General features: G+C 69.5%; 15 protein-coding genes. 10 read left to right on the top strand and 5 right to left on the bottom strand.

What is annotated here, in order from left to right; genetic code table 11:
* The 3 genes from ACFWFI_RS05935 to ectA all read right to left on the bottom strand — a co-directional run.
* Window positions 1-145: ectoine synthase (locus tag ACFWFI_RS05935; RefSeq protein ID WP_387385999.1), on the bottom strand; the 145-nt coding region annotated here is incomplete at its 3' end.
* A 111-nt stretch (window positions 146-256) separates the two neighbouring features.
* Window positions 257-1,525 (bottom strand): diaminobutyrate--2-oxoglutarate transaminase, encoded by a 1,269-nt coding sequence (ectB, locus tag ACFWFI_RS05930; RefSeq protein ID WP_387385996.1) that lies wholly within the window; start codon window positions 1,523-1,525, stop codon window positions 257-259.
* Complete coding sequence (gene ectA / locus ACFWFI_RS05925) at window positions 1,525-2,082, bottom strand: diaminobutyrate acetyltransferase (protein WP_387385990.1); 558 nt, start codon at window positions 2,080-2,082, stop codon at window positions 1,525-1,527. Before ectA ends, ectB begins: the two co-directional genes overlap by 1 nt.
* 646 nt (window positions 2,083-2,728) lie before the next feature.
* Here ectA and ACFWFI_RS05920 point away from each other — a divergent pair.
* The 5 genes from ACFWFI_RS05920 (at window position 2,729) to ACFWFI_RS05900 (ending at window position 11,015) form a co-directional block, all read left to right on the top strand.
* Window positions 2,729-3,352 carry a hypothetical protein gene (locus tag ACFWFI_RS05920; protein ID WP_387385988.1) on the top strand — a complete coding sequence of 208 codons (624 nt, stop codon included), beginning with the start codon at window positions 2,729-2,731 and terminating at the stop codon, window positions 3,350-3,352.
* Between the two features lie 674 nt (window positions 3,353-4,026).
* Window positions 4,027-4,980 (top strand): hypothetical protein, encoded by a 954-nt coding sequence (locus tag ACFWFI_RS05915; protein WP_387385986.1) that lies wholly within the window; start codon window positions 4,027-4,029, stop codon window positions 4,978-4,980.
* 164 nt (window positions 4,981-5,144) lie between these two features.
* Window positions 5,145-6,113 carry a sugar phosphate isomerase/epimerase family protein gene (locus tag ACFWFI_RS05910; protein ID WP_387385984.1) on the top strand — a complete coding sequence of 323 codons (969 nt, stop codon included), beginning with the start codon at window positions 5,145-5,147 and terminating at the stop codon, window positions 6,111-6,113.
* A gap of 86 nt (window positions 6,114-6,199) precedes the next feature.
* A complete protein-coding gene (locus ACFWFI_RS05905) occupies window positions 6,200-9,499 on the top strand; it encodes a PQQ-dependent sugar dehydrogenase (RefSeq protein ID WP_387385982.1) in 3,300 nt (1,099 codons plus the stop codon).
* Window positions 9,500-9,806: 307 nt separating this feature from the next.
* Window positions 9,807-11,015 carry an ROK family transcriptional regulator gene (locus tag ACFWFI_RS05900; protein WP_387385979.1) on the top strand — a complete coding sequence of 403 codons (1,209 nt, stop codon included), beginning with the start codon at window positions 9,807-9,809 and terminating at the stop codon, window positions 11,013-11,015.
* 103 nt (window positions 11,016-11,118) lie between these two features.
* Here ACFWFI_RS05900 and ACFWFI_RS05895 read toward each other — a convergent pair whose 3' ends face one another.
* Window positions 11,119-12,678, bottom strand: a complete 1,560-nt coding sequence (locus tag ACFWFI_RS05895) for an aromatic amino acid ammonia-lyase (protein WP_387385977.1) — start codon at window positions 12,676-12,678, stop codon at window positions 11,119-11,121.
* A gap of 127 nt (window positions 12,679-12,805) precedes the next feature.
* Here ACFWFI_RS05895 and ACFWFI_RS05890 point away from each other — a divergent pair, with 127 nt between their 5' ends.
* Genes ACFWFI_RS05890 through ACFWFI_RS05870 form a run of 5 tightly spaced genes read left to right on the top strand, consistent with a single transcriptional unit; the run spans window position 12,806 to window position 17,607 of the window.
* Complete coding sequence (locus tag ACFWFI_RS05890; protein ID WP_387385974.1) at window positions 12,806-13,873, top strand: ABC transporter ATP-binding protein; 1,068 nt, start codon at window positions 12,806-12,808, stop codon at window positions 13,871-13,873.
* A complete protein-coding gene (locus ACFWFI_RS05885) occupies window positions 13,870-14,520 on the top strand; it encodes an ABC transporter permease (RefSeq protein ID WP_387385973.1) in 651 nt (216 codons plus the stop codon). The genes ACFWFI_RS05890 and ACFWFI_RS05885 overlap by 4 nt, the downstream gene beginning before the upstream one ends.
* 4 nt (window positions 14,521-14,524) lie before the next feature.
* Window positions 14,525-15,211: an ABC transporter permease gene (locus ACFWFI_RS05880; RefSeq protein ID WP_387385971.1), complete on the top strand. Its 687-nt coding sequence runs from the start codon at window positions 14,525-14,527 to the stop codon at window positions 15,209-15,211.
* Complete coding sequence (locus ACFWFI_RS05875) at window positions 15,208-16,143, top strand: ABC transporter substrate-binding protein (protein WP_387385969.1); 936 nt, start codon at window positions 15,208-15,210, stop codon at window positions 16,141-16,143. Before ACFWFI_RS05880 ends, ACFWFI_RS05875 begins: the two co-directional genes overlap by 4 nt.
* Before the next feature lie 54 nt (window positions 16,144-16,197).
* Window positions 16,198-17,607, top strand: a complete 1,410-nt coding sequence (locus tag ACFWFI_RS05870) for a purine-cytosine permease family protein (protein WP_387385966.1) — start codon at window positions 16,198-16,200, stop codon at window positions 17,605-17,607.
* Window positions 17,608-17,810: 203 nt separating this feature from the next.
* On the opposite strand, the gene map is transcribed toward ACFWFI_RS05870, so the two are convergent.
* Entirely contained in the window at window positions 17,811-18,581 is a 771-nt protein-coding gene (gene map, locus ACFWFI_RS05865) for a type I methionyl aminopeptidase (protein WP_387385963.1), read from the bottom strand.
* Window positions 18,582-18,620 lie beyond the last annotated feature (39 nt).

Below are 18,620 nucleotides of genomic sequence, written 5' to 3'. Positions count from 1 at the left end.
CCGTGCCCGCGTACAGCACGGTCTCGTGGAGCGAGAAGCCCACCTTCTCCTTGGCGAGCACGATGCGCTTGCTCTCCCAAGTACCCGAAGCGGACCTGATGTGCCGGTCGGTGTTCTCGATGTCATCGAAGGATCGGACGATCACAGCGGGATGATGCCTTTCTTCCGTGCCTCATTGCAGGTTCGGTGATGGGTGATGCGGTGTGAGCGACCGACTGGATGCCTGGGTTCGAGCCAGGCTTCCTGGCTCGGGTGTTCAGCCGGTCTCCCGCACAGCCCTGGCGAGAGTCTGCAGACCTTCGTCGAGTTCTCCCGAGGAGACGGTGAGTGGCGGCAGTACCTTGACCACCTCGCCCTCCGGTCCGGATGTCTCGACGAGCAGGCCCAGCGCGAAAGCACGGGCACAGACGGCGGAGGCACGCGTGGGGTCGGGGAACTTCATCCCCCAGACCAGGCCGCGGCCACGGATCTGGGCCCCTGCCTTCGGGTGCTCTTCCCCGATGGCCAGCAGCGTCTGCTCGACCTGCTCGCCGCGGGCCAGGGTCTGCTTCTCCATCTGGCCGTCGGCCCAGTAGGCGTCGAGCGCGGCCGCGGCGGTCACGAAGGCCGGGTTGTTGCCGCGGAAGGTGCCGTTGTGCTCGCCGGGCTCCCAGATGTCCAGCTCGCCCTTGAAGAGGCAGAGCGACATCGGCAGCCCGTAACCGCTGATCGACTTGGACAGCGTCACGATGTCCGGGACGATGCCGGCCTCCTCGAAGGAGAAGAAGCCGCCGGTCCGTCCGCAGCCCATCTGGATGTCGTCGACGATCAGGAGCATGTCCTGGCGGTGGCACAGGTCCTGCAGCGCGCGGAGCCACTCGGCCCGGGCGACGTTGATGCCGCCCTCGCCCTGCACGGTCTCCACGATCACCGCGGCGGGCTTGTTCAGCCCGGAACCCTGGTCCTCCAGGAGCCGCTCGAACCACAGGAAGTCGGGCACCTGGCCGTCGAAGTAGTTGTCGAACGGCATCGGAGTGCCGTGCACCAGCGGGATGCCGGCACCGGCCCGCTTGAACGCGTTCCCGGTCACCGCCAGCGAACCCAGCGACATGCCGTGGAAGGCGTTGGTGAACGAGACGACCGACTCGCGGCCCTTGACCTTGCGGGCGAGCTTCAGCGCCGACTCGACGGCGTTCGTCCCCGTCGGGCCGGGGAACATCACCTTGTACGGCAGGTCACGGGGACGCAGGATCACGTTCTCGAACGTCTCCAGGAACGCCCGTTTGGCCGTCGTGGCCATGTCCAGGCCATGAGTGATGCCGTCGCGCTCGATGTAGTCGATCAACGCGCGTTTCAGCACCGGGTTGTTGTGCCCGTAGTTCAGGGACCCGGCACCGGCGAAGAAGTCCAGGTACGAGCGTCCGTCCTCGTCCGTGAGCCGGGCACCCTGCGCGCGGTCGAACACCGCGGGCCAGCCGCGGCAGTAGCTCCGCACTTCCGACTCAAGGGCCTCGAAGACACTCAGGGCATGCGGGTTATTCGTCATCATGACACGCTCCTCGTGCGGCGAGTATCCGAGAACTGGGCTCCGAGCGACGAAATGGGTGGTTGGGCCAGCGGCCCGATGCGATAGAGGTGTTCGGACTCGTGCTCGTCAGGGAAGAGCTTTGCGGGAAACAGCAGCTCACGCTCCACCGACGCCCCGTGTCGCGCGGCGTACGAGTGGAACAGGCGGCGTGATGCCTCGTTCTCGGCACTGATCGTCGTCTCCAGACTCTGGAGGACGCCCCGAGACCGCAGACGGTCGGTGAGGTGATCCAGCATGGACCCGGCCAGGCCACGCCCGCGCCTGTTGTGGTCCACGGCGATCTGCCAGATGACGAGCGTGCCCGGCAGTTCGGGACGGATGTACCCCGTCACGAAGGCGACGGCCTTGCCTCTTTCGTCGCGCGCGACCACGGAAGTCGCCGCGAAGTCACGGCACCACAGCAGATAGCTGTAGGAGGAATTCACGTCCAGCACGCGGGAATCCCGTGCGATACGCCACGCCGAAGCACCGTCCTCGACAGTGGGCTCTTCCATCTGCTCCGTCGGCCTCACCATGGGTCCACACCTCCGTCTCACCGCAGTGCACAAGGCGGGAGTATTCCCGCAAGAAGCGTGTGAAGCTCCTCAGGTCGAGCGCGAACCAGCAATTCACAAAGCCGATCAACTGCCGAAGATATGCCTTTCCGGGATGCACATTGCAGGATGACGATCCGCGGGCCGGTAGCATCAATTCCTTTTCTTCAGGAACGCTGCCCGCATCATGCTAGACCAACGGCCTCCCCCGGGCCACAGGAGATATTCGTACGACTGAGGACCGGAAGCACAATTACAGCACCTCTCCCCCGAAGTGGCTACACAGACCCCTGGGCATTCAGCCGGTTCACTGTCGACACCAGGACAGCTCCGGCCTCCGACAGCCCGAACCGACCGCACTTCAGCACGCAGGACGCCTTCGATGCGGCACGCACGTCAATCGGGTGAGTTCTTATCAGAAAAGCAGGCGTTACCCCAATCGCAAGAAATCGTCCAATGGGCGCATCGGCTTGCGATCGTCTCCTACCTGTGCCTTCTCTCGATCGCAATGGATAACACGCGTCGAGCACGAGAAGGATCGGAATGCAGAACAGGCGCGGCGCCCGGAGATCGTGCGGAAGACACCGCCCGGATTGAACCGTGTCAGTGCTGGTGACAGGATCCGGGGGTGCTGGTCAAGGGATACGACGACTGCCCGCTGGTCGCGGGCGAGCCAATGGTGGATCGCCCGGGCTTCTGGTCGAACCACCTCATGGCGATATGCGGCGATGAGTCGAGCGCCGCCTGCCCTGCTCCCGACTCGTTCGGCGAGGACGGTGCCGATACGGACGCCCTGTCCGAGATCCTCTTCGATCCTGAACGCTGGCCGGTCCTCCGCATACCCGCCGCGGAGGGACCTGGAGCCGTGGTGATCTACCGCAACCTGGTCGGCGACCACGGCATCGACTACCTCCTCACCCACCCGGACCGGAGCTACGCCCATCGGATCACCGGCTGGGAAGGAGGCTTCTCGGGGATCGGGCTGACGTGGAGCGAACTGGTCCGCGTCGCCGACAACCCGTCCCCCGCGCCCGCAGGTGTCGAGGACACGGCCGCCCGCCTCCTGCTGGCCCTTCCCCTCCTTGCCGGCCCGGAGGTACCGGAGGAAGCGACGGCAAGGCTCAGCACTGCCCTGACATCGGTTGGAGCGCCGCACGACACCGCCTTCGACACGGCGGGGCACCTGCTTGCCCACCTGACGCGAAGACGGCGGCACGATCCCACATGGGGCTCGCCGCTGAGCGGCAGCTGAAGGACGGGCTCAAGTCGCCGGCCGCGGCACAGCGAGGCAGCCCCTACCCTCTTCCGGCTGGGCCGCTCCCAGATGGTGATGCCCTCCGCCCGCAACGGCGATGGACCCGGCCGGCCAGGACGCGATTCCACTGCTGCGCTACCGGCTGTGACCACCCCTGCCCCGCTCCGCCGACGCCTGCCCGGCCGCGCCCTCCGCCGACGACTCGACCCGGCTGCCGTCGAAGCGCGTCGCCTCCGCCGAGCCGCTGACACCCCCACTTCCCTTCGCGGCTGCGAACACGGTGACCCAGCAAGGCCGTTGCCACAGACCCCTGGTGGCCCGCTCTCCTTTTTACCGGCTCCTCACACCTTTTGATGAATCATTAGAAAGTTCCAGAGATTCGTACCGAACCTCTGGACAGTCCCCCACGCGGCGTCCTAATCTCTCGGCCCACCGAGACATGCGTTTCGTCCCGGTAACACCGCAGCCCGATCGGCGTTCCCTCGAACGCTCCTCACCTCACGAGTCTTTCCACGTCTCTCCCCCCATGGCCGGGCCACCGCCCGTCACGAGGCACCGCGCGATCGCCGTCAAAGCGGTGGTCGCTCACGCACCGTTTCAGCACCCCGTCGACACAGGGGAAACCGGCCGGGTCACCGACTCTGCCGTGACCGCAGCGGAAGGGAAGCGACATGAAGATTCGCACGTTCATCGCCACGGCCTCACTGGTGGCATCCGGGAGCCTGGTGGCTTTCTCCGGCTCCGCCCAGGCAGCGCTCTACACCACCTGCGTCGGTGACGGCGGGGCCGTGACTGTCAGCAACGATCTGGTCGTGCCGGCCGGTAAGTCCTGCACCCTCACCGGCACGAAGGTCAAGGGCACGGTGACGGTCGAGGCCGGAGCCGACCTCGTGGCCGCGGGCGCCACCTTCAACGGTGCGGTCACCGTCGGCGAGAACGCCTATCTCGACCTCACCGACACCACGGTCAAGGGCGCGCTCACCACCAACTCCGCTTTCGGCGCGCACCTGGAGAAGAGCAACCTCAAGGCGGTCGACGCCACCGAGGGGTTCGTCTACGTGGTCGACTCGGCGCTCGGCGGGAGCGTAAGAACCGAGGCCGGCGAGCTGTACGTCTCGGGCAGCACCCTGAGCAGCTCGCTGACGGGTGACGGCAACCAGTACAGCGACGTGTACGACACCACCGTCAAGGGCGCGCTCACCGTCAACGGGAACACCCTCGGCGGCGTGTTCTGCGCCAGTGAGGTGTACGGCGCCGCGACGTACACGGGCAACGCCGACAACCTCCAGCTCGGCGGCGAGGGCCTGCTCGGATCCTGCGCGGGCGCCTCGTACTTCGGCGGCAACCTGGCGGTCACCGACAACACCGCCAATGCCGTACTCGACAACGCGATCGTGCGCGGCGGGCTCACCGCGACCGGCAACGACCCCGTCCTGGTCGTGGGCGAGTTGACGCGTATCCGTGGCGCCGTCACCGGAGAGACCGCCGCCGCCGGCGTGTCGGCCTCCCGCTCGGCGAAGGAGGCGGCGCCGCCGGACCGTGGTGCCGACCTCGCCGAGAAGCCCGCCACCCGCGCCGACGCGGCGCGGGCCGACGCCCACGAGGCGGGCAAGTCCCGCCTCTGACGCCGGCCGGCCCAGCCGGTGGCGCCACAGGCAGGTGACGGCGGCCGCCCCCGCCCCCCCCCTGTTCCGGAGCCAGTGGATCCGCCGCCGCGGGGCGCACCGCCGAGCAACGGCCCGGCCGCACCCCGATCCGTACCCCTTCGCCCCATTCCCCAGGAGTGACCGTGAGTCATATTCACAAGTCCTTCGACCGCAGAGCCTTCTTGCGCGCCACCGCCGGCACCACCGTGGCCATCGCCGCAGCCTCCGTGACCGGCGCCACCGCGGCTTCCGCCGCCGCCGCGCCGAGCAGTCTGTCCATCCCCAAGGACCGCATCGGCATCCAGCTCTACAGCATCCGCGACAAGGTCAGTGCGCTCGGCTTCGGGGTCGTCCTCCCCGAGCTGGCCCGGATCGGCTACAAGGAGATCGAGTTCGCCGGATACACCCAGTCCACCTCCATCCTGGGCCGGCAGATCACCCTCCCGGAGATCCGCAAGCTGCTCGACGACAACGGGCTGCGCGCCGTCGGGAGCCACGTCGGCATCGGCAATCTGCGCACCAACCTCCAGGCCGAGCTGGACGCCGCGCAGATCCTCGGTATGCCGCACGTGGGCACCGCCAACGCGCCCTCGAACGTCAACACCGTCGCGGGCTACCGCGCCGCCGCCGACGAGTTCAACGTCTGGGGCGCCGCGGCGACCGCGCGTGGCCTGAAGCTCTACCAGCACAACCACGCGGGCGAGTTCGCGTTCGCCACCGACCAGCCGTCCGTCCGGCTGTACGACGTGTTCCTGAAGAACACCGACCCGCGCCACGTCTATCTTGAGCTGGACATCTACTGGGCGTACGTGGGCCAGTACCGCTGGCCCGGATTCGACCCCGCCGCGTACGTGCGCAACCAGCCCTACCGCTACCCCCTGTTCCACATGAAGGACGGCGACGCGAACGCGGCGAACGCCAACGGCTTCGACATAGTCGAGTTCGGTGCCGGTGACCTTCCGTACGAGCGGTTCGTCCGCGACATCGGGCCGCGTGCCTCGCACGTCGGCATCTGGGAGCAGGACACCGCGCCCAACACCCTCCCCAATCCGCCGGGTTCGCTCGGCGCGGCGGAGCGCAGCTTCACGGCGCTCAAGGGACTCCTCGGCTGAGAGTGCCCCGAAGAAGAGAGGCGCCCCCGCGCGGGGGCGCCTCCGTGTCCGCTCCTTACCGCCAGCGATCGAGGAGACGCATCACCGTGCACCTCACCCTGAGACGCCTGATCACGGGGGTCCTGCTCGTGGCACTGCCCGCGCTGGGCGGTGTGGCCCTCGCGCCCGCCGCCCAGGCGCACCCCGGCCACGAACACGCCCTGGACTGGTCGAACTACGAGAAGGTCACTCTGACGAAGGACACCGGCGAGCCGATCGACCTCGCCGTGCTGCCCGACAACCGCGTCCTGCACACCGCCCGCAACGGCGACGTACGGCTCACCGACCCCGGCACCGGTGTCACGAAGGTCGTCAACCACGTCGACGTCTACCAGAACTCCGAGATGGGGTTGCAGACGGTAACGCTCGACCCGGACTTCGCCACGAACAAGTGGGTCTACCTGTACTACTCGCCGCCGCTGAACACGCCGGCCGGCTCCGCCCCGCTCCAACTGCCCGCGGGACAGGACGACTCGTACTGGAAGCAGTGGGAGGGTTACGACACCCTGACCCGCTTCAAGTGGACCGGCGACAAGCTCGACCTCTCGACCGCGCAGGAAATCATCCGGGTCGACGCCAACCGCGGCCAGTGCTGCCACGTCGCCGGAGACGTGGACTTCGACGGGGAGGGGAACCTCTACCTCGCGACCGGGGGCAACACCCCGGCGTCGGGCCCGAACGTCAACGGTTACACGCCGATCAACGACGCGGCCGGCTACAACCCGGGGCTCGACGAGCGCCGCGGCTCGGGCAACACCAACGACCTGCGGGGCAAGATCCTGCGGATCGACGTCCAGGAGGACGGCAGTTACACCATCCCGGAGGGGAACCTCTTCGAGCCCGGCACGGCCAGGACCCGGCCCGAGATCTTCGTGATGGGCCTGCGCAATCCCTTCCGGCTGGCGGTGGACCGCGAGACCGACGCCGTGATGTGGGGGGACTACGGCCCCGACGCCGGTACCGCCGACCCGAACCGCGGGCCGATGGGATACGTCGAGTGGCAGACCACGACCAAGGCCATGAACAGCGGCTGGCCGTACTGCACGGGTGACAACACCAAGCCCTACCGGGACTTCGACTTCGCCACCCTCACGCCGGGCCCCGCCTTCGACTGTGCGGCGCCGGTCAACGACTCCCGCTGGAACACCGGCCTGACCGAGCTTCCCGCGTCCGCGCCGGCCACGCTCTGGTACGGCGACCGGGACACCGACCAGCCGTGGCCCCAGCTGACCGCCTTCCGCGGCCCCGGCGGTCCCGGCGGCCAGGCCCCGATGGGCGGCCCGGTCTACCACTACGACGCGGACAACCCCTCGCCGGGCAAGTTCCCCGAGTACTGGGACGGCAAGGCGTTCTTCGCGGAGTTCTCCCAGGACTACGTCGCGGCGTTCACGCTCGACGGGCCGGACGGTCCCGTGAGCAAGCTGGAGAACCTCCTGCCCAACAGCGAGCGCTCGCAGAACGGCATCCCGCAGTGGGACAACCCGATGGACCTGGAATTCGGCCCGGACGGCGCGCTCTACGTCCTCGACTACGGCGACGGCTTCTTCCGGCAGAATCCCGACGCGGGTCTCTACCGGATCGACTACGCCGAGGGCAACAAGGCTCCCACCGCCGTGATCAAGGCCGACAAGACCTCCGGCCAGGCCCCGCTGGAGGTCTCGTTCAGCGCCACCGGCTCCACCGACCCGGAGAACGGCGACCTCACCTACCAGTGGGACCTCGACGGCGACGGCACCTTCGATGCCTCCGGGCCCACGGTCAGCCGTACGTATCCGGAGAACGGGCAGTTCCAGGCCCGGCTGAAGGTCTCCGACCCCCAGGGCAAATCCGGCCTGTCCAGCCGTCAGATCACTGTGGGCAACACGGCACCGACCGTACGGATCACCTCGCCGCCCGACGGCGGGTTCTTCAACTGGGGCGACGCCGTGCCGTACGGCACAGCCGTCGAGGACCCGGAGGACGGCACCACACCGGACTGCGCCAAGGCCGCCTGGACCTTCGGTCTCGGTCACAACCAGCACGGGCACCCGGTCAACAGCGGCACCGGCTGCACGGGCGGCGTCGCTACCCCGACCGACGCGGGGCACGGTGATACAGAGAACGTCTTCGGCGTCCTCGGCATCACCTACACGGACAAGGGCGCGGGCGGCGTTCCGCCGGCCACAGGCGACGCCCAGGTGGTGCTCAACCCCGCCCTCATGCAGGCCGAGCACTACGACTCGGCGGAGGGCGTCACGGTCACGGACGACACGACGGCGTCGGGACAGCGCAAGCTGACCTCCTTCGACGCGGGTGACTGGATCGCGTACGACCCGGTCTCGTTCGCCGGGATCACCGGGGTGAAGACCCGTGCCACCGGCGCCGGCACCCTGGCGCTGCGCTGGGGCGCGGCCGACGCGGAGCCGTTCGCCACGGTGCCTGTCCCGGCCGGAGAGGGCTGGCAGACCATCACCACCGCGCTCACGAACGCTCCTTCCGGAAGCGGCGAGCTCTTCGTCACCAGCTCCGGCGGTGTCGAGCTCGACTCGCTGACCTTCCAGGGCGCGGGCGTCGCGGACAAGACCGCGCCCAAGGTCACGGCCACGCTCAACCCGCCCCGGCCCAACGGTGACGACGGCTGGTACACGAGCAACGTCTCGCTCGCGGTCTCCGCGACCGACAACGGGACGGTCGCCGGCCGTCAGTACTCGGTCGACGGCGGAACGACGTGGCAGTCGGCCAATGCTGCCGTCACCCTCTCCAACGAGGGTGCCACGACGGTCCGTTACCGGGCTACCGACAACGGCGGCAACATCTCCGAGGTGGGTTCGCTCACTGTGCGGATCGACCGCACCGGTCCCACGGTGGCGGTGAACGGTATCGACGCCGACGGCGTCTACGGGGACTCCCAGCGCCCGACGCCGGTCTTCTCGGCACAGGACGCGGTCTCCGGCGGGGCCACCGCCACGGCCACGCTGGACGGCAAGTCCGTCGCCTCCGGACAGGCGCTGGAGTTGTGGCGGCTGCCGCTCGGGAAGCATGACCTCACGGTCAGGGCCCGGGACAAGGCGGGCAACACCACCACGAAGACGGTGACCTTCACGACCCGTACCTCCTACGCGGACATCCGCGCGCTGATCAACCGGCTGCGGGCCGACAACCTGATCACGGCGCAGGGACAGCAGCGGCTGACCGTGCGCCTCGCCCAGGCCGAGGCGCACGCCGACGCGGGCCGCACCACTCAGGCCACGGCCGTGCTGGAGTCGTTCGCCGGCTACACGTCCGACACCGCCCTGGTGCCGGACAGCGCCGCCGGGGCAGCCCTGGCACGGAGCGCGAGAGCGCTGAAGGGGGGCGCCACCGGCTGACGCCAGGACGGAGGGAGCTGCCCCGCCGTCACCGGCGGGGCAGTTCTCTGCGCCCGGGCCAGAGTCTTCGTCCGAACGAGGGGCCGTGGGTGACAGGGGCCTGCTTCCGGGCGGCGGGGTCCCCGCCGAGGGAGTTCCGTCAACGGTGCGGCAACTTTCTGCGATCTGTGAAAAAGTTGCAGGAAGTCGCCCGCGCCCCCTGCGGCCCGCGAGCGCGAATCCTGCCGGGCGGTACGGTGCCGGGCCCCGTACCGCCCCCACGAATATCCCCGAAAGCCGTCCGAGGGCGTCCAGAGGAAGTGAGTCCGTGAACCTCCAGTACCGCGTGTTGAGTCTGCTGCGGGACAACGGCCCGCTGTCCCGCGCCCAACTCGCGGACCGGCTGGAGGTTCCGCGCCCGCGGCTGCTCGGCGAACTCGACCGCATGCTCGCCGCCGGGCGGGTGCGTGAGGCGGGCCCCGCCGCGTCGCGCGGCGGACGGCGCTCCACCCTCGTCCAGCTCGACCCCGGTGTGCGGTTCGCCGCCGTCGATCTGGGCGCCAGCTCCATCGACATCGAGATCACCGACGGCGCACTGGCGCCGGTGGCCTCCTGCTCCGAGCCGGCAGACATCCGCTCAGGACCGGTCGCCGTGCTCGGGCGCGTCAGCGAACTCCTGCGCGCGATGGCCGACCAGGGGCATTACGCGCGGCTCGACGCCATCGGCATCGGCCTGCCGGGGCCGGTCAGCTTCCGGGAGGGCGTGCCCGTCTCACCACCGATCATGGTGGGCTGGAACCGCTTTCCGGTACGCGACACCCTCGCCCGCGCGCATGGCTGCCCCGTCGTGGTCGACAACGACGTCAACGTGATGTCCCTCGGGGAGCAGCACAGCGGGGTCGCGAGGACCGTCGACCATCTGCTCTTCGTGAAGATCGGCAGCGGGATCGGCTCCGGCATGCAGCACCACGGCCGCATCTACCGGGGCGCGGAGGGCTGCGCCGGCGACATCGGGCACGTCCAGGTCGAGGCCGAGGCGGACGGGCCTGTCTGCTCCTGCGGGAACACCGGCTGCCTGGAGGCGTACTTCGGCGGGGTGGCACTGTCCAGGGACGCCACGGAGGCCGCGAAGTCCGGCAGGTCGCCCGCTCTTGCCGAACGGCTGGCCGAGCGGGGGGTTCTGACCGCCCTGGACGTCGCGGAGTGCGCGGACGGCGGCGACGGCACGAGCGTCGGTCTGATCCGGGCCGGCGGCCACCGGGTCGGGCAGGTCCTCGCCACACTGGTCAGCTTCATGAACCCGTCGATGATCGTGATCGGCGGCGGTCTGACCGGGCTCGGCTATCCCCTGCTCGCCGAGATCCGCAGCGTCGTGTACAAGCGCTCGCTTCCCCTCGCCACCGGCAACCTGCCGATCGTCATGTCCGAACTCGGCCCACGTGCGGGGGTGGTGGGCGCCGCGCTCCTGGCGAGCGAACTCGCTTACGGTGAGGCGTCGGTGGCCGGGGACCTCGGGCGAAGCGAGGCCACCGGATAGCGCGCCTTCCGGGCTGCGGCCCAGAACCTCGCAGCCGCCGTTGGTGCCACCCTGGCCGGGGCCGTCGTGGTGACTGTCCGGATCCGGCGTCCAGGACTGTCGCTCAGGGCGTTGCCGTCACAACACCCGCACCGTCGAATGCCGTTGTGCTCCCGGACCCGAGGTTCAGCCACAGCTCGGCAAACCTGTCGAGGAGCCGGGCCGCGACCGTCACATCATCCGTCAACGGCCGGTCGGCAAGCTCCGCGTCGAGCACCGAGTCCGCCAGCTCGAAGGCGCGGCCGACAGGCAACTCCGGATCGAGCCGCATGTCGCGCTGCCGCAACGCCCTTATGGCCGCGACGAGTTCACAACCGACGACGAGCCGGTACGCCTCGCACGCCCGCAGCGTCTGGCGCGCCGCCAGCGAGGCGAAGCTCGCCTGCTCCTCGACGCCCCGCGAGAGCACCGCGTGGCCGAGTGACGCGGGCGCGGAGAAGGCCCGCAGGTCCCCGAGCGCCGCCCCCGCCGCGTACTCGAGGATCATCACGCCCGACGACGCCGGTTCACCGTCCGCGAGGAAGGGCCTCAGGCGCGTGAAGCCCGGTTCGTTCAGAGTCGAGAGGCGCGAGGTGGACAGACGGGCCACCTGAGCCACCGCCAGCCGGAAGTGGTCCAGGGACAGGACGAGTTGAGCGAGGTAGAAGCCGCCGTGGTGGTAGGCCGCCATGTCGTCCGCCGAGATCAGCGGGTTCTCGGCCGCCGCGTTGATCTCGACCGCGAGGACGTCTTCGAGCGCGTCCGCCGCGTCGTGCGCGGGCCCGTGGATCTGCGGCACGCAGCGGAAGCCGTACGGATCCTGGATCCGGCCGAGCGGCGGCGTGGGGCGGTCCGGCGCGCCGAGCAGCAGCCGCATTCGCTCCGCCACCGCGTACGAACCGGCGTGCCGGCGTGCCTCGTGCACGGGCAGCGCGTACGCCTCGTACGAACCGTCGATCGCCATCAGGGACAGCGCCGCCACCACCTGCGTGGCCGCGATCAGGTTACGCAGCTCGCACACAGCGAGCGCGGACTGGCCGAGGGTGAGGGCGTTGCTGCTGATCAGGGCGAGGGCGTCGTTGTTGTCGAGGGGCTGCGGGGCGGGGGCCGCCCCCGCTCCCTGCCAGGGGTGTTCGCCCGCCAGCGCGAGGCCCATCTGCGCGAGCGCGGCGATGTCGCCGGTGCCGACCGAGCCGAATTCGTTGACCTTCGGGTAGGCGCCCGTCCCCAAGGCCTCGCAGAGCGCCGTGACGACGGTCGGGCGCAGGCCGGCGCCACCCGCGAGCAGCTGGTTGGCGCGGACCGCGAGCATGGCGCGGACCTGCCGTGCGGGCAGCTCCTCGCCGATCGCTCCGGCATGGCTGCGGAGCAGTCGCAGGCCGTGATCGGCGGCCGCGTCGGTCGGCACGGACTCATTCCGGTTAGCACCCACTCCGGTGGAGCGACCGTAGACGCGACCCCACGAAGCGATTTCCCGCGCGGCGTTCCACGAGGCCTCCACGCGCTTCATCCCGTCGGCTGCCGGGACGGGCTTCGCGGCGGATTCGGCCAGGCGTACGACATCTGCGACCATCAGTCCGCGGCCGTCCAGGATGACGGCCGCGCCGCTGTTGCCGACGGCTCCGTCCACGATACGAGACGACATCAGTGGTGATTCCTCCTCAATCAGGCGCTCTGTCTTGCCCTGCGGCCACTCGTAACCAGGGATTTACGCCTGAGCGGCGACAACCTATTGACAATCTATTCAGTCACCGAGAACTCTGCATGATGATATGCAGCCGGGCAAGGGACTCCTCATGATCCAATTCGACAAGGTCCACAAACGCTTCCCGAACGGCACAACCGCGGTGCACGACCTCACCCTTGAGATGCCGGAGGGGGGCGTGACCGTCCTCGTCGGATCTTCCGGTTGCGGCAAGACGACGACGCTCCGCATGATCAACAGGATGGTCGATCCGACCTCCGGGACGATCAGGGTCAACGGCAAGGACGTCCTGGAGCAGGACGCCGCCGACCTCCGCCGCTCCATCGGGTACGTCATCCAGCAGTCCGGGCTCTTCCCGCACCGCACAGTCCTGGACAACATCGCGACCGTGCCGCTGCTGCTCGGCTGGGGCCGCAGGAAGGCGCGGACGCGGGCGGCGGAACTCCTGGAGACGGTCGGCCTCTCCGCCGACGCAGGGAAGCGGTACCCGCACCAGCTCTCCGGCGGCCAGCAGCAGCGTGTCGGCGTGGCCCGCGCGCTCGCCGCGGACCCGCCGGTACTCCTGATGGACGAGCCGTTCGGCGCCGTCGACCCAGTGGTCCGCACCCAGCTCCAGGACGAACTGCTGCGCCTTCAGAGAGAGTTGAGCAAGACCATCGTCTTCGTCACGCACGACATCGACGAGGCGGTACGGCTCGGCGACCGCATAGCCGTCTTCCGCACGGGCGGCCACCTCGTCCAGTGCGCCGCCCCCGCAGAGCTGCTTGCCCGCCCCGCGGACGCTTTCGTCGCGGACTTCCTGGGCGCGGAACGCGGACTGAAGCTGCTGTCACTGACGACGCTCGCGGAGGTCCCCCAGGGGCCCGCCCCCGAAGGCGCCCGCTGGCAGCTGGTCCTCGACGCCGCCCGTAAGCCGCTGGCCTGGCACGACACGGAGACGGACGCGGAGACCCCGGCCCGGCCCCTGGGGGACACGGACTCGCTCCTCTCGGCGCTCAACGAGTCGATCGCCGCGCCGAGCGGCCTGGTCGCCCGGGTCGACGCGGACGGGGTCCTCACGGGCGTGACGTCCCGCGAGGACATCCACGACCAGGCCGGACACGTGCACAGCCAGGCAAGCACGGTGGCCGTGTGACCGTCGACTGGTCGTGGATATCCGACCACACCGGTGATCTCGCCACTCTGACCCTCTCCCACCTCCAGGCCGCCCTCACCGCCGTACTCCTCGGCCTGATCGTCTCGCTCCCCCTGGCCGTGGTCGCGCACCGTGTACGCAGACTGCGCGGGCTGCTCCTGGGCCTGTCGAACATCCTGTTCACCATCCCGTCCATCGCCGTCTTCGTGCTCCTCCTGCCGGTCAGCGGGCTCACCCGCACCACCACGGTCATCGGCCTGACGATCTACACGCTCGTCGTGCTCCTGCGGAACACCGTCGAGGGCCTGGACTCCGTCCCCGCCAGGACCAAGGAGGCCGCGAAGGCCATGGGCGCCCGGCCGCTGCGCACCCTGCTCACCGTCGAGCTGCCCCTCGCCCTCCCCGTGATCATGGCGGGCGTCCGGATCGCGACGGTGATGGCCATCTCGCTCGTATCCGTGGCCACGTACATCGGCGACGGCGGACTCGGACAGCTCTTCACGGACGGGTTCCAGCGCAACTTCCCCACCCCCGTCATCGTCGGTGTCGTCCTGACGCTGCTCCTCGCGCTCGTCGCGGACGCGCTCCTCGTCACCCTCCAGTACGTCCTCACTCCCTGGACCCGCCGGCAGAAGCAGGGGGCCTGACCTCATGTACGAACTCTTCAAGGGCCTCGGCGCCTGGCTGGTCAGCGGCGAACAGTGGGCCGGCCCCGACGGCATCGGGCACCGCCTCGCCGAGCACCTCCAGTACTCGCTGCTCGCCACCCTCGTCGCCGCCGCCATCGCCCTGCCGGTCGGCCTGGTCATCGGGCACACCGGGCGCGGCGCGTTCCTCGCCATCAACCTGTCCAGTTTCGGGCGGGCGCTGCCCACGGTCGGGCTCGTCGTGCTGGTCTTCCTGGCCAGCGGTCTGTCGATGTGGCCCGTCTACATCGCCCTCGTGGCGCTTGCCGTGCCCTCCATCGTCACCAACACGTACGCCGGGATGACCGCCGTCGACCCCGAGGTGCGGGACGCGGCGCGCGGCCAGGGCATGCGCCGGCACCAGGTCCTCCTCCAGGTCGAGCTTCCCCTCGCGCTCCCCCTGATCATGACCGGGCTCAGGCTCGCGCTCATCCAGGTCGTCGCGACGGCCACCATCGCCGCGTACGTCTCCTTCGGCGGGCTCGGCCGGTACGTCTTCGACGGACTCGCCCAGCGCGACCTCGTGCAGGTGCTCGGCGGTGCCGTGCTCGTGGCGGTCGTCGCCGTCGTCCTCGATCTCGCGCTCTCCGCACTCCAGCGTGCCCTTTTCCGTAATCGCCCCGCCAAGTCGGCCCAGGAGCAAGCACGATGAACCGCAGAACTCTCCTCGGCGGACTCTTCGCCGCCGCCTCCGTCCCCGCTCTCGCCTCCTGCAGCGGCGGCATCACCTCGCTCGACGGGCAGGGATCCGGCGGCGGGGGCGGAGGTACCAGCAAGGGCGGCGTCACCATCGGCACCGCCAACTTCACCGAGAACCAGGTCCTGGGATACCTCTACGCCGCCGCGCTCGAAGCGGCCGGAGTGCAGACCACGGTGCGCCCCAACCTCGGCACCCGCGAGATCCTCATCCCCGCCCTCAAAGGCGGCGACATCGACCTCCTGCCCGAATACCAGGGCGCCCTGCTGCACTACCTCGACAGCGAGGCCGGGGCCACCGAGGAGGGCGAGATGCAGAACGCCCTCGCCATGGCCCTGCCGCGCGGACTCCAGATCCTCCCCTACGGCCGGGCCGAGGACTCCGACGCCTTCGTCGTCACCCGGGAAACCGCCGACAAGTACGGTCTGAAGTCCCTGGCGGACCTCGCCGAGCACAACGGCAAGCTCGTCATCGGCGCGGCACCCGAGGTGAAGAAGCGCACGGTCGGCTCGGTCGGCCTCAAGGACGTGTACGGCGTGGAGTTCAAGGAGTTCAAGTCCCTCGACTCCTCGGGTCCGCTGGTCAAGGGCGCCCTGAAGAAGGGAGACGTCGACGTCGCGAACCTCTTCACCACCGACACCGACATCGTCGCCGAGGGCTGGGTCGTCCTCACCGACCCCAAGAACCTCATCCCCGGCCAGCACGTCGTCCCGCTCATCGCCGACCGCAAGGCCGACTCGACGGTCCGCAAGGCGCTGGGCCGCCTCGGCAACGCGCTGACGACCAAGGACCTCACCGAGCTCAACCGCCTGGTGGACAAGGACCGGAAGGACCCCGAGGACGTCGCCTACGACTGGGCGGCCCAGCACGGCATCAAGAAGAAGTAGCCGCCGCCGGACCGGGCGGCAGGACACACCACCGAGAGGCCAGGGGGCCGAGTCATGGCAGCTGAAGACCTGGTGGAGCGGCGCTCCATCGACGTCGTCCCGGACGACGAACGGCACGGTACCGCGTTCAGCCAGTTCACCCTCTGGCTCGGGGCCAACCTCCAGATCACGGCCGTCGTCACGGGCGCACTCGCCGTCGTCTTCGGCGGCGACGTGGTGTGGTCGGTGGTGGGCCTCCTGCTGGGCAATCTGCTCGGCGGAGCCGTCATGGCCCTGCACTCCGCGCAGGGGCCCAAGCTCGGCCTGCCCCAGATGATCCAGTCCCGGGCCCAGTTCGGGGTGCGGGGCGCGGTCGTCCCCCTCCTCCTGGTCATCCTCATGTACGTGGGCTTCTTCGCGAGCGGCAGCGTCCTCGCCGGCCAGGCGACCGCGGAGCTCACGCACACGAACGACACCACCGGCATCGTCGTCTTCGCGGTCGTCACCGCCGTCATGGCGGCGGTCGGCTACCGCGTGATCCACGTCCTGGGACGGGTGGCCAGCGTGGTCTGCGCGCTCGCCTTCGTCTATCTGGGCATCCGCCTCCTGGACCGCGTGGACCTGTCGGCGCTGCTCGGCGACGCGCACTTCGACCTGCCGATGTTCCTGCTGGCGGTGTCGCTCTCGGCGTCCTGGCAGCTCGCCTTCGGGCCGTACGTCGCGGACTACTCGCGCTATCTGCCGCGTACGACGTCGGGACGGGCCACGTTCTGGTGGACCCTTTCGGGATCGGCCGTCGGCTCGCAGTGGTCGATGACGTTCGGGGTGCTCGTGGCGGCGAGCGCGGGGGACGCCTTCCTCGCGAACCAGGTCGGATACGTGGTCGGCCTGGGCGGCACGGGCCTGATCGCCTCGCTCCTGTACTTCGCGATCGCGCTCGGCAAGCTGACCATCAACGTGCTCAACACCTACGGCGGCTTCATGTCGATGGTGACCAGCATCAGCGGATTCCGCGGCCGGAAGACGCTGTCGCCACGCGGCAGGGCGGCGTACATCGCGGTGATCATGGTGGCGGGGACGGCGACGGCGCTCCTGGGCAAGGACAGCTTCCTGACGTCCTTCAAGGACTTCCTGTTGTTCCTGCTGACGTTCTTCACGCCCTGGTCGGCGATCAACCTGGTCGACTACTACCTGATCTCGCGGGAGCGGTACGACATCCCGGCGCTCTTCGACCCCGAGGGCCGCTACGGCGCTTGGCGCCGGGACGCCCTCACGGTCTACGGGGTGGGAATCCTCGCCCAGCTCCCGTTCCTCGTGACGCACTTCTACACCGGCCCGGTGGCGGAACCGCTGGGCGGCGCGGACATCTCCTGGATCGTGGGCCTGGCGGTCCCCGCGGCCCTGTACTGGCTACTGGCCCGCCGCGACACGCAGCATGTCCCGGAGGAGACGCGCTACGCCCTGGCATCTCCGCAGAAGGACTGACACCCGGGGGCCGGCCCCCGGTGGGAGAGAGGCAGGTCCACGGTCACGTCCGGACCGGCGCCCGGGCGAAGCCCGTCAGCTCCGCAAGCCCCGGCCTGCCTCTCGTCCGCACCTTTCGAGTCGACGGCGTCGTCATGGCTGTGCGCCGCTGGTCTACCGCAGCTGATTCGCCATCTCCCGGGGGGGCTCCCATACGGCCGCGCCTACGAGGGCAGGGTGAGGATTTCGGCGCCGCCGTCGGTGATGGCGATGGTGTGCTCAGTGTGTGCGGTCCGGCAGCCCGTCGCGCTGCGCAGCGTCCAGCCGTCGGCGTCGGTGACGAGCGTGGCGGTGTCGGCCATGACCCAGGGCTCCAGGGCGAGCAGCAGGCCGGGGCGCAGCTTGTATCCGCGGCCGGGCCGTCCGGTGTTCGCGACGTGCGGGTCCTGGTGCATGGTCGAGCCGATGCCATGGCCTCCGAACTCGGTGTTGATCGGGTAGCCCGCCTCACTGAGGACCGTGCCGATGGCGTGGGAGAGGTCACCGATGCGGGCCCCCGGCTTCGCGGCGGCGATGCCGGCGGCGAGCGCCCGTTCGGTCGTCTCGATCATCGCGACGCTCTCCGCGGGCCTGGCCTTGCCCACCAGGAAGCTGATCGCGGCGTCCGCGGCCACCCCGCGCGTGGCGACGGCCAGGTCGAGGGTCAGCAGGTCCCCGTCGGCCAGCGTGTAGTTGTGGGGCCGCCCGTGGAGCACGCCGTCGTTGACGGCCGTGCAGATGTAGTGACCGAACGGGCCGCGCCCGAAGGAAGGCGCGTAGTCGACGTAGCAGGACTGCGCTCCCGCCTCGGTGATCATCTTCTTGGCCCACTGATCGATGTCCAGCAGGTTCGTCCCGACCGTGCAGCGCCGCTTCAGCGTGTGCAGGATGTCTCCGACCAGGGCGCCGGTGCCCCTCGCCCGCTCGAGCTGCGCGGAGTTCAGGATCTCAATCATGGGGGGCCTCTCACGTACGTCCAATAACTATCCCGGTCT

This window comes from Streptomyces sp. NPDC060209 (genome assembly GCF_042728155.1).
Lineage (GTDB): Bacteria > Actinomycetota > Actinomycetes > Streptomycetales > Streptomycetaceae > Streptomyces.
The sequence above is the reverse complement of the archived record's forward strand: the minus strand, read 5'-3'. Positions and strand labels throughout refer to the sequence as shown.

Coding starts and splice junctions, on each gene's coding strand:
- ectB (WP_387385996.1), bottom strand. CDS start 1,525: ATGACGAATAACCCGCATGCCCTGAGTGTCTTCGAGGCCCTTGAGTCG.
- ectA (WP_387385990.1), bottom strand. CDS start 2,082: ATGGTGAGGCCGACGGAGCAGATGGAAGAGCCCACTGTCGAGGACGGT.
- ACFWFI_RS05915 (WP_387385986.1), top strand. CDS start 4,027: ATGAAGATTCGCACGTTCATCGCCACGGCCTCACTGGTGGCATCCGGG.
- ACFWFI_RS05895 (WP_387385977.1), bottom strand. CDS start 12,678: ATGTCGTCTCGTATCGTGGACGGAGCCGTCGGCAACAGCGGCGCGGCC.
- ACFWFI_RS05890 (WP_387385974.1), top strand. CDS start 12,806: ATGCAGCCGGGCAAGGGACTCCTCATGATCCAATTCGACAAGGTCCAC.
- ACFWFI_RS05880 (WP_387385971.1), top strand. CDS start 14,525: ATGTACGAACTCTTCAAGGGCCTCGGCGCCTGGCTGGTCAGCGGCGAA.
- ACFWFI_RS05875 (WP_387385969.1), top strand. CDS start 15,208: ATGAACCGCAGAACTCTCCTCGGCGGACTCTTCGCCGCCGCCTCCGTC.
- ACFWFI_RS05870 (WP_387385966.1), top strand. CDS start 16,198: ATGGCAGCTGAAGACCTGGTGGAGCGGCGCTCCATCGACGTCGTCCCG.
- map (WP_387385963.1), bottom strand. CDS start 18,581: ATGATTGAGATCCTGAACTCCGCGCAGCTCGAGCGGGCGAGGGGCACC.